Source organism: Rhabdothermincola sp., assembly GCF_036846205.1.
Lineage (GTDB): Bacteria > Actinomycetota > Acidimicrobiia > Acidimicrobiales > Acidimicrobilacustridaceae > Rhabdothermincola.
Genome location: NZ_DAIUCK010000029.1, coordinates 22,833 through 32,319 on the forward strand (window position 1 = coordinate 22,833; position 9,487 = coordinate 32,319).

General features: G+C 71.6%; 10 protein-coding genes. 4 read left to right on the top strand and 6 right to left on the bottom strand.

Annotated elements, in window-relative coordinates:
* Positions 1-46: 46 nt before the first annotated feature.
* Both V7004_RS06270 and V7004_RS06275 read left to right on the top strand, forming a co-directional pair.
* The gene (locus V7004_RS06270) at positions 47-1,708 is read left to right on the top strand and encodes a DEDD exonuclease domain-containing protein (RefSeq protein ID WP_334142806.1); all 1,662 of its coding nucleotides are present in this window, start codon (positions 47-49) and stop codon (positions 1,706-1,708) included.
* Positions 1,709-1,717: 9 nt separating this feature from the next.
* Complete coding sequence (locus V7004_RS06275) at positions 1,718-2,380, top strand: hypothetical protein (RefSeq protein ID WP_334142807.1); 663 nt, start codon at positions 1,718-1,720, stop codon at positions 2,378-2,380.
* On the opposite strand, the gene trpD is transcribed toward V7004_RS06275, so the two are convergent.
* From trpD to V7004_RS06305, 6 genes are all read right to left on the bottom strand, one after another.
* Positions 2,343-3,404: an anthranilate phosphoribosyltransferase gene (trpD, locus tag V7004_RS06280; protein WP_334142808.1), complete on the bottom strand. Its 1,062-nt coding sequence runs from the start codon at positions 3,402-3,404 to the stop codon at positions 2,343-2,345. The genes V7004_RS06275 and trpD overlap by 38 nt on opposite strands.
* A 14-nt stretch (positions 3,405-3,418) precedes the next feature.
* Positions 3,419-3,655 (bottom strand): WhiB family transcriptional regulator, encoded by a 237-nt coding sequence (locus tag V7004_RS06285; protein WP_208028052.1) that lies wholly within the window; start codon positions 3,653-3,655, stop codon positions 3,419-3,421.
* A gap of 124 nt (positions 3,656-3,779) precedes the next feature.
* Positions 3,780-4,385: a DUF3501 family protein gene (locus tag V7004_RS06290; RefSeq protein WP_334142809.1), complete on the bottom strand. Its 606-nt coding sequence runs from the start codon at positions 4,383-4,385 to the stop codon at positions 3,780-3,782.
* On the bottom strand, positions 4,382-5,704 hold the full coding sequence (locus V7004_RS06295) for a heterodisulfide reductase-related iron-sulfur binding cluster (RefSeq protein ID WP_334142810.1): 1,323 nt from the start codon (positions 5,702-5,704) through the stop codon (positions 4,382-4,384). Before V7004_RS06295 ends, V7004_RS06290 begins: the two co-directional genes overlap by 4 nt.
* 123 nt (positions 5,705-5,827) lie before the next feature.
* Positions 5,828-6,247, bottom strand: a complete 420-nt coding sequence (locus V7004_RS06300; protein WP_334142811.1) for a rubrerythrin family protein — start codon at positions 6,245-6,247, stop codon at positions 5,828-5,830.
* Complete coding sequence (locus V7004_RS06305; protein ID WP_334142813.1) at positions 6,240-6,731, bottom strand: Fur family transcriptional regulator; 492 nt, start codon at positions 6,729-6,731, stop codon at positions 6,240-6,242. Before V7004_RS06305 ends, V7004_RS06300 begins: the two co-directional genes overlap by 8 nt.
* 213 nt (positions 6,732-6,944) lie before the next feature.
* Here V7004_RS06305 and V7004_RS06310 point away from each other — a divergent pair, with 213 nt between their 5' ends.
* Together V7004_RS06310 and V7004_RS06315 are read left to right on the top strand one after the other, a co-directional pair.
* Positions 6,945-8,636: a glycerol-3-phosphate dehydrogenase/oxidase gene (locus V7004_RS06310; protein WP_334142814.1), complete on the top strand. Its 1,692-nt coding sequence runs from the start codon at positions 6,945-6,947 to the stop codon at positions 8,634-8,636.
* A gap of 1 nt (position 8,637) precedes the next feature.
* Positions 8,638-9,487, top strand: an 850-nt coding sequence (locus V7004_RS06315) for an FAD-binding oxidoreductase (RefSeq protein ID WP_334142816.1), incomplete at its 3' end; no start/stop codon positions are given.

Sequence of the window (9,487 nt, forward strand, 5' to 3'; positions counted from 1 at the left end):
ATCGAGATGCTTGACCTCGAACACCTGTTCGACTACGTAAGGGCGGGTGCAGCAGCGGAGCTTCGACGACCTGGGCACCCCCCTGGCGGAGGTGACCTTCTGCGTGGTGGACCTCGAGACCACCGGCGGATCGGTGGAGAGCTGCGGGATCACGGAGGTCGGAGCGGTCAAGCTGCGCGGCGGCGAGTGCCTCGGCACCTTCCAGACCCTGGTCAACCCGGGCTCGGCGATCCCGCCGGAGATCACGGTGCTCACCGGCATCACCGAGGCCATGGTGCTGCCCGCCCCTCGCATCGAGGCCGTGCTGCCCGCGCTCCTCGAGTTCGCCGGCGATGCCGTGCTCGTGGGGCACAACCTGCGCTTCGACCTCGCCTTCCTCGACGCCGCGCTCGAGCGCAGCGGCCGGCCCCGGCTGCGTAATCGGACCATCGACACCCTGGCACTGGCCCGCCGGCTGGTCCGGGACGAGGTGCCGAACCTCAAGCTCGCCACCCTCGCCTCCCGGCTGCGCCTCGACCACCCGCCGAGCCACCGGGCGCTCGACGATGCCCTCGCCACCGCCGACCTGCTGCACCTGCTGTTGGAGCGAGCAGCGGGGCTCGGGGTCACCGGCCTCGACGACCTGCTGGCGCTGCCCACCATGGCCGGCCACGCCCAGGCGGCCAAGCTCAAGCTCACGGCCCGCCTGCCACGATCGCCGGGGGTGTACCTCTTCCGCGACCGTGCCGGGCGGGTCCTGTACGTCGGGAAGGCCACGAACCTCCGAGCCCGGGTGCGCAGCTACTTCTCCACCGAGACCCGCCGCAAGGTCGGCTCGCTGCTGCGGGAGACCGCCCACATCGACCACGTCGCCTGCCGGCACCCACTCGAGGCCGCGGTGCGGGAGGTCCGGCTGATCCACGAGCTCCGCCCTCCCTACAACCGGCACGCCCGCGACTGGGAGCGCTACGTGTACCTGAAGCTCACCGACGAGACCTTCCCCCGCCTGTCGGTGGTCCGCACGCTGCGCCCCGACGACGGCTTCTACCTGGGGCCGTTGCCGTCCACCCGCTTCGCCAGGCGGGTGGCGGAGGCCATCGAGACCGCGGTGCCGCTGCGGCGCTGCACCGGCCGCCCGGGCTCGGTCCCGCGCCCAGCGCCGTGCGCGCCCGCGCAACTGGGGGTGGCCACCTGCCCCTGTGCGGGCACCACCAGCGCGGCCGAGTACGCGGCCATCGTCGAGCGGGCCCGGCGGGGGCTGACCTGCGAGCCGGAGCTGCTCCTGGAGCCCCTGCGAAAACGGATGGCCGCGCTCGCTGCCGCCGAGCGTTACGAGGAGGCCGCCGATGTGCGCGATCGCTCAGAGGCCCTGGCACAGGCTCTGCGCCGCCAGCGGCGCATGGAGCTGCTCCGGGCCGCTGGTCGGCTGGTCGTGGAGTTGCCGGGCCAGGGCGGCGCCGAGCTGTCGGGTGGTCGCCTGGTGCGGTCCTGGGGGTGCTCGGAAGACCCTCACGAGCCGGTGCCCGCGTTCGACCCCGCCACGGCGCCACCGGATGGGCTACCGGAAGCCGCCGTCCCCCGGGAGCTGGCCGACGAGCTGCTCTGCGTCGCCCGCTGGCTCGAGCAGGAAGCCGGGCGCCTCCGCCTGGTGCACGCCGAGCGCGGCTTGGCCTCGCCGCTCCCGGCGCTGCCCTCCTTCGCCCCCCGGCGAGCCGCGCCCGCCCGGTAGCCTGGGCCGGTGCGCTCGTTCCTGATCTGGTCGGCCGCCTTCCTCGTCACCTGGATCGCCCTGCTCGCCCTGGCCTTCGCGGTGCTGCGCTGGCGCCTGCAGCGGGCCAACCGGGTGAGCCCGGCGATGCGCAGCCCCGCGCCTCTGCTGTGGCTGTGGTGGCCCTCGCATCCGGCGCGGCTGCACCGCCGCCTGCGCACCGCCACCGCGCACGTACGCCTCGCACCGGCCCACAAGCGCCACGGGCCGTCGTTGTCGGTCGACGAGCTCCGCCGGGAACTCGAGTACCAGGCGGTCGAGCTCGACCACCATGTCGTGGCCGCTGCTCGCCATCCTCGCCCGCACCGACAGGCACTGCTCCGCCAGCTCGAAGGCCAGGTCTCCGAGGTGGAGCGGCTGTCGGTCCGACTGTCCCGGCTGAGCCGGCCTGCGGGCATCCCGGCGAGCGGTTGGGACACAGGACCACCCGAGGTCCTGGCGCGCATCTCACGCCAGCTCGACCTGCTCGACCAGGCCCAGGCCGAGCTGGCCGAGATCGAGCGGGCGGCCGGGCTGGTCGACGTCGACGCGCTTCTGGCACCCACCCGTCGGCCGGTCGCCGCTCCCCAACCGCCCCCGGCCAGGGGGCCGATCCTCAGCGATCCGCGGCGCCGCTCGACGCGACGTCGATGAGCCGGGCCAGCACCTGGCGGACCCGACCGGCGTCGATCGCGTCACGAGCACGGTCGAGCCCTGTGGCCAGGTCGTCGACCTCCCCCGCGACCCACAGACCCGCTGCCGCGTTGAGGGTGACGATGTCGCGATAGGGGCCCTGCTCGCCGGCCAGCACCCGCTGGGCGATGGCCGCGTTCTCCTCCGGCGTCCCGCCCTTCACCTGCTCGGCGTCGACCACCTCGAGACCCAGATCGCGGGGATCCAGCTCAAAGGTGCGCACCCTCCCCTGATCCAGCTCGAACACGGTGGACAGCCCGGTGGTGGTGAGCTCGTCCATCCCATCCGAGCCGTGCACCACCAGAGCCCGCGGCGCCTGCCGAGCCTCGAGGACGCCGAGCACCGTCGCCGCCACCCGCGGATCGCTCACCCCGATCACCTGCCTGAGGACCCGCGCCGGGTTCGACAGCGGCCCGAGAACGTTGAACACCGTCGGCACACCCAGCTCGGCCCGCACCGGACCGGCGTGCCGCATCGCCGGGTGGAAGGCGCGGGCGAAGCAGAACCCCACCCCCGCCTCCCGCACACAGCGGGCGACCATCGGGCCATCGAGGTCGATGGGCACCCCGAGCGCATCGAGCAGGTCGAATGAGCCACTGGTGGAGGAGGCCCGACGGTTGCCGTGCTTGCACACCCGGGCCCCTGCCCCGGCGGCCACCAGGCTGGCCATGGTGGAGACGTTCAGCGCGTGGACCCGCCGGGTGGGCGCGCCGCCGGTGCCGACGATGTCGATGGCCGATCCGGCGAGCTCGCCGAGCTCGACGGGTGCCGCGGCAGCAAGCATGGCCTCGACCATGCCGACCATCTCGTCGACGGTCTCGCCCTTCATGCGCAAGGCGACGATGAAACCGGCGATCTGCACCGGCGTGGCCTCGCCGGAGAGGATCTGGCCCATGGCCGCCGATGCCTCCGAGCGGGTCAGGTCGCGGCCGTCGACCAGGGTGCCGAGGACCCCCCGCCAACCTCCCAGCTCGTCGAAGGTCATGGGCCGGTCACCCCTCAGGCCGTCCGCCGACGCTGGCGGATGATCCGCCGACGCTCCCGCTCGGTGGCCCCGCCCCAGATCCCTTCCTTCTCCCGGTAGCCGAGCGCGTGCTCCAGGCATGGCTCACGTACCGGGCACTCGGCGCAGACCGCCTTGGCGGGCGCTGCGTCCTCCTCCTCGTCACTGACTGGGTAGAAGATCTGCGGATCGAGGCCTCGGCACGCGGCCTTGGCCCGCCAGGGCTGCTTCATCAGGGGGATTCGGCTCCCACGTGGACGGACGGACGATCGGAAACGGTCGAGTATCGCCGTCGGCTTCCCCGACTGTCCAACCCCGCCGCCCCTGAGCATGAGCCCCGGGCCGGCCGGCCCGTGCTCAGGGGCGCAGATCGGTGAGCAGCTCCTCACGGGTCTCGTCGGTGAGGCGCTGCTCGTGGGTGTAGGCGGGGTGGTCGATCACCACGGTGACCGGCCCGGCGGCGAAGCGCTCGATCTGGTCCGAGTCGAGGCTGAAGCGCACGTAGTGCACCGACGCGGTGACCTCCTCCCGGGTGAGCTGCTTCTCGTGGTCTGGGTCGACCTGGCACCGCACGTCCTCGGCACCCTCGCCCTCCCCGATCCGGAGCACCACCGAGTGCTCGATGCCCACCAGCCGGGGCAGCCACTCGCGCAGCTCGTCCTCGCTGGTCAGCTCGATGAACAGGGTGGCGCTGAGATGGCCGGGCTCGGGGATGAGCGGGTTGTAGATGCCGAGCTCGGTCTCGATCCCCTCGTCGGAGAGGATGCGCTCGGCCCGGGCCATCTCCTGGATCTGGAACCGGATGGTGTCCCGGTTCTCGAACACCAGGGTCACGAACGGCCCGACGTGGACCCGGCGACGCTTCTTCAGCGCGATGATCCGGGCCCGGAAGTCCTCGCGCTCCCGCTCGTAGGCCCGCAGGTCGGCGATGTCGTCCAGGGTGAGCTTGCGCTGGGAGGTCATGGTCGTCGGTCCTCCTCGGGGATGCCGTAGGCCCGGGCCACGATCGAGATCGGGTGCACGGGCCGGGTACCGGTCTCTTGCAGGATCCCCCCGTTGGCGAGATGGCAGTCACCGGCGACGACGTCGTTGCCGGCCTTGGTGATGGCCGCCGCCATCTTCCGGGCCACCTTCCGCGAGTCCTCGTAGTGCTGCTCACGGTAGCCCCAGGTGCCGTCGATGGCGCTGCACTCGGCCACCACCGTGATCCGGGCGCCGGTCAGGGCCATGAGGTCACGGCTTTTGAGCCCGATGTTCTGGGCGCGCAGGTGGCACGGAGCGTGATAGGTGAGGGCGTCGGGGATCTCACCGGGGAACTCGGTGTCGAGGGCCGTGCCTTCGTCGGCGTGCACCTTCATGAGGTACTCGGCCGCGTCGTAGGTGTTGGCGGCGACCAGCTCGGCATCAGGGCCGCCGATGTAGTCGACGTAATCGTGCTTGAGGACGTAGCCGCAGGTCGGCTGCGGCACCACGATGTGGTGACCCTGGCGCACCGCATCGGCGAGCACCTCCACGTTCTTGCGGCCCTGGGCCACGAACCGGTCGACATCGCCGCTGTGCAGCCACGGAGCCCCGCAGCACACCTGCCCGGCGGGCAGATCGCAGCTGATGCCGTTGCGCTCGTACACCCGCACCAGGTCCTTGCCGATCTGGGGGCTCTGGTACTCCACCAGGCAGGTGGCGAAGAGGGCGACCCGGCCCTGGTCGCGGCCGACGGTGGCCGGCTCGGGCGCGCCGCGACGCGCGAACCAGGTGCTGAAGCGTTGCCGCGCGTAAGGCGGCAGAACCCGCTGGGCGGCGATCCCCACGGTCTTCTCCATCAGCCGGCGGGTGAGCGTGCCGGTGGAGCCGATGGCCCGGTTGGCGATGGGCGCGAGCGCGGTGTTCACCTTCCCCACCAGGTCGGTGCGGGCCAGCGCCTGGTTCTGCAGGCGTTCCTTGACGGAGAGCCGGCGGTTGCGCACCTTCACCTGCTCGGCCCGCATCATCAGCCGGGGGAAATCGAGGTTCCAGTCGCTCTGGCCCGGGATGTAGGGGCAGTTGATGTAGCAGAGCTTGCACTGGAAGCACTCGTCCACGACCTGGTCCTGCTCGGCTGCGGTCAGCTTCGCTGCGTCCTGGTCGTCGTGGCGGTCGATGAGCTCGAACAGCGTAGGGAACGACGTGCAGAACTTGAAGCACAACCGGCACCCGTGGCACAGGTCGAAGACCCGTACCAGCTCCTCGCGCAGGTCGGCTTCGTCGAAGTACTTGGGATGGAACGGGTCGTAGGTGGTGGTCATCAGTACCTCGGCGGGGGCGCTCGGGGCGCAGGACGGGGCGCGTGATACCAGGAGGGGGGACGGTCTCCCGTCCCCCCTCACGATGGTCACCAGCGCGGGCGCGCTGGTCGGTCGGCAAGTAGGTCAGGAGATGGTCTCGAGGCCCTGCGAGAACCGGCCGGCATGGCTCTTCTCGGCCCGGGCGAGGGTCTCGAGCCACTCCGCGATCTCCTCGAAGCCCTCCTCGCGGGCGGTCTTGGCGAAGCCGGGATACATCTCCGTGTACTCGTAGGTCTCGCCCGCGATCGCCGACTTGAGGTTCTCCGCGGTGCTGCCGACGGGCTCGCCGGTGGCCGGGTCTCCGACCTCGGCGAGGAAGTCGAAGTGGCCGAAGGCGTGACCGGTCTCACCCTCTGCCACGGAGCGGAAGAGCGCGGCCACGTCCGGATAACCCTCCACGTCGGCCTTCTGCGCGAAGTACAGGTAACGACGGTTCGCCTGGCTCTCGCCGGCGAACGCTTCCTTCAGGTTCTCATGTGTCTTGCTGCCCTTGAGCTCAGGCATGCGCGTCTGCGCCTCCTCGTGCGTGTCGGTGTTGTTCGTCGATGACCACGTCGCCACCACGGTCGATCTCGGCCTGGCAGGTCGGGCACAGGCCGCGGAAGACGATCTCGGTGGCCGACACCACGTACCCGTGGTCGTTGCCCTCGGGAACGTGGACGTCGGTGAAGTCGGCGTAGATGTCGTGCACCTCCCCGCATCGATCGCACACCAGGTGATGGTGGGGATCGAGGTTCGGGTCGAAGCGGGCCGACCCGGTGCCCAGATCGAGCTGGACCAGCTCACCCATGGCCGCGAGATCGTTGAGCGTCTGGTAGACGGTCCGTAGCGAGATGGTCGCCATCTCGGCCCGGACCTGCTCGTAGACCGACTCGGCGGTGGGGTGCGCCTCGTTCCCGGCCAGAGCGCGGAAGATGCACTGCCGCTGCGGCGTGATCTTCAGGCCCTGCTGCCGGAACAGCTCGGTGAGCTCGGCTGGCGACTTCACGGGTGCCACTCTAGCAGTACTTTTCAATGATTGTTACCTAGCCATCGGTGAGATTTCTGTCTCCGAACCGCCCCTGTCCCGAACGTGTGGTGCTCGCTCGACTGCCGCCGAGGCCACCGTTCACCACGGTGTTCGCGGCAGGTCTGGCCGCCCGCCCGCGCCGCGAGCGCCAGTACCATGACGCGGTCCGTCCCCCCTCGCTCAGGAGAGCCCATGCCCGCCGCTTTCGACCGCCCCGACGTGCTGAGGCGGCTGGCAAACACCCACTTCGACGTCCTGGTCATCGGTGGGGGCATCACCGGTGCGGGGTGCGCGCTGGACGCGGCCTCACGGGGGTTGCGGACCGCACTGGTGGAGCGCGACGACTTCGCCTCGGGTACGTCGTCGAAGTCCTCGAAGCTGGTCCACGGGGGCTTGCGCTACCTGCAACAGGGCGACGTCCGGCTGGTGTACGAAGCCCTCCATGAGCGCCAGCGGCTCCGTCACAACGCGCCGCATCTGGTCAGGATCCTGCCGTTCCTGCTCCCGGTGTTCACCGGCAGAGGCGGCGTGGTGCCCAAGAAGCTGTCCCGGGCGCTCGGGTCCGCCATGTGGATGTACGACCTCACGGGCGGCTACCGCATCGGCAAGCTCCACAAGCGCATCTCGCCCCGCGAGGCGCTCGAGCACATGCCGACCCTGCGCACCGACCGGCTGGCCGCGTCGTACCTCTACTACGACGCGCAGGCCGACGACGCCCGACTGACCCTCACCGTGGCCCGGACCGCCGCCCTCGACTTCGGCGCCGCGGTGGCCAACGGGGTGGGGGTGCTCGAGATCCTGAAGGACTCGGCCGGCCGGGCCCGCGGGGTACGAGCGGCCGCCGACGGTGAGGAGCTCGAGATCCGTGCCGACGCGGTGGTGAACGCTGCGGGGGTGTGGGCCGACGAGGTGCGAGCGCTCGACGAGGGGGCCGATCCCCACACCATTCGGCCTGCCAAGGGGGTCCACATCACCGTGCCGTGGGCCAAGGTACGCAACGACATCGCCGCGGTGGTGCCGGTCCCGAAGGACAAGCGCTCGGTGTTCGTGGTGCCCTGGGGCGCGTTCACCTACATCGGCACGACGGACACCGACTACGACGGACCCCTCGACGACCCGCAGTGCACCCGCGACGACATCGACTACCTGCTGCGGGCCATCAACTTCTCGGTCACCTCGGAGATCACCGAGCGGGACATCACCGGCACCTGGGCCGGTCTGCGCCCCCTGGTGCGCGACGCCGCCAGCGAGCGCACCGCCGACCTGTCCCGCCGCCACCGGGTGCAACGATCGCCGAGTGGGGTGGTGACCATCACCGGGGGCAAGCTCACCACCTACCGCGAGATGGCCGCCGAGACCATCGACGAGGTGCTCGAGCACGTGCTCGGGGCCAAGGTGCTCGAGCGGGCTCAGCGCCACAGCCGCACCAAGCGTCTCCGGTTGCGTGGGGCCGCCGGCTACGAGGAGCTGCGCTCGTCGGAGCTCGAGGCGTCAAGGGTGGGCCGGGCCACCCTCGAGCACCTCGCCGACCGCTACGGCGGGGAGGCCCGCACGCTGCTGGCCATGATCGAGCGGGACCCTGGGCTGTCCCGGCCGCTGGTGGAGGGCCTGCCGTACCTGCGGGCCGAAGCCGTGTACGCCGCCCGCTACGAGATGGCCCGCAGCCTCGACGACATCCTGTCGCGCCGCACCCGGGCCCGGCTGCTCGGTCGCGACGCCTCCGCGGCGGCGGCGCCGGAGGTGGCGGCGCTGGTGGCCCCCGACCTCGGCTGGGATCGAACGGAGCAGGCCCGCCAGGTGGACGATTACCGCCAGCAGGTCGAGCACGAGCGGCACGCGCCCGACCTCCCCGAGACCGCCCTCGACGCCGCGATGGGAGCATGACGTGACCGGAGACCTGAGCGCCGCGGACGACCAGCTGGGCCCGGGCGCACCGACCGCCCCCATCGAGCTGGCGGGCGGCCCCGCCTCGGCGGCGGCTCGCCTCGAACTGCCGTTCGTCGGGGTCGACGACGCGCTGCTCGAGCGGCTCCGGGGAGTGTGCGCCTCGGTGACCCGCGACGCCGCCGAGCTCGCCGAGGCCAGCCGCGACTGGTGGCCGTTGGCGATGACCTGGGCCCTGGACGGCCAGGTGGCCTCCCTCGCGGCCGCGGTGGCCCGGCCCACCACGCCCGCCGAGGTGGCAGAGGTGGTGCGGATCTGCGACGCGGCTGGTGTGCCAGTGACCGCCGCGGCCGGTCGCAGCGGGGTGTGCGGCGGGTCGATCCCCCTCTACGGCGGGGTGGTGCTCGACCTGTGCGGGCTGTCGGGCATCCGCGACGTCGACGACACGTCGCTGGTGGTCGACGTGGCCCCGGGGACCTTCGGCGACCACTTCGAGCACGAGCTGCGGTCCGGGCACGGGCTCACCGTCGGGCACTGGCCGCAGTCGATGGCCCTCTCCACCGTCGGTGGCTGGCTGGCCTGTCGCAGTGCCGGGCAGCTGTCCACCCGGTACGGCAAGATCGAGGACCTGGTCGTCGGCCTCGACGTGGTGCTCGCTGACGGCCGCACCATCCACACCGGCGGCCACGCCCGCCAGGCATCCGGTCCCGATCTCAACCAGCTCTTCGTGGGCTCCGAGGGCACCCTCGGGATCATCGTGGGGGCCCGCCTGCGGGCCCGGCCCGCCCCGCCCCACCCCCGCCAGGTCGCGTTCGGCTTCCGCTCGTTCGAGGACGGTCTCGACGCCTGCC

Bases quoted from the DNA above. Each gene is read 5' to 3' on its own strand.
- trpD (WP_334142808.1), bottom strand. From the start codon at position 3,404: ATGACCTTCGACGAGCTGGGAGGTTGGCGGGGGGTCCTCGGCACCCTG.
- V7004_RS06285 (WP_208028052.1), bottom strand. From the start codon at position 3,655: ATGAAGCAGCCCTGGCGGGCCAAGGCCGCGTGCCGAGGCCTCGATCCG.
- V7004_RS06290 (WP_334142809.1), bottom strand. From the start codon at position 4,385: ATGACCTCCCAGCGCAAGCTCACCCTGGACGACATCGCCGACCTGCGG.
- V7004_RS06295 (WP_334142810.1), bottom strand. From the start codon at position 5,704: ATGACCACCACCTACGACCCGTTCCATCCCAAGTACTTCGACGAAGCC.
- V7004_RS06300 (WP_334142811.1), bottom strand. From the start codon at position 6,247: ATGCCTGAGCTCAAGGGCAGCAAGACACATGAGAACCTGAAGGAAGCG.
- V7004_RS06310 (WP_334142814.1), top strand. From the start codon at position 6,945: ATGCCCGCCGCTTTCGACCGCCCCGACGTGCTGAGGCGGCTGGCAAAC.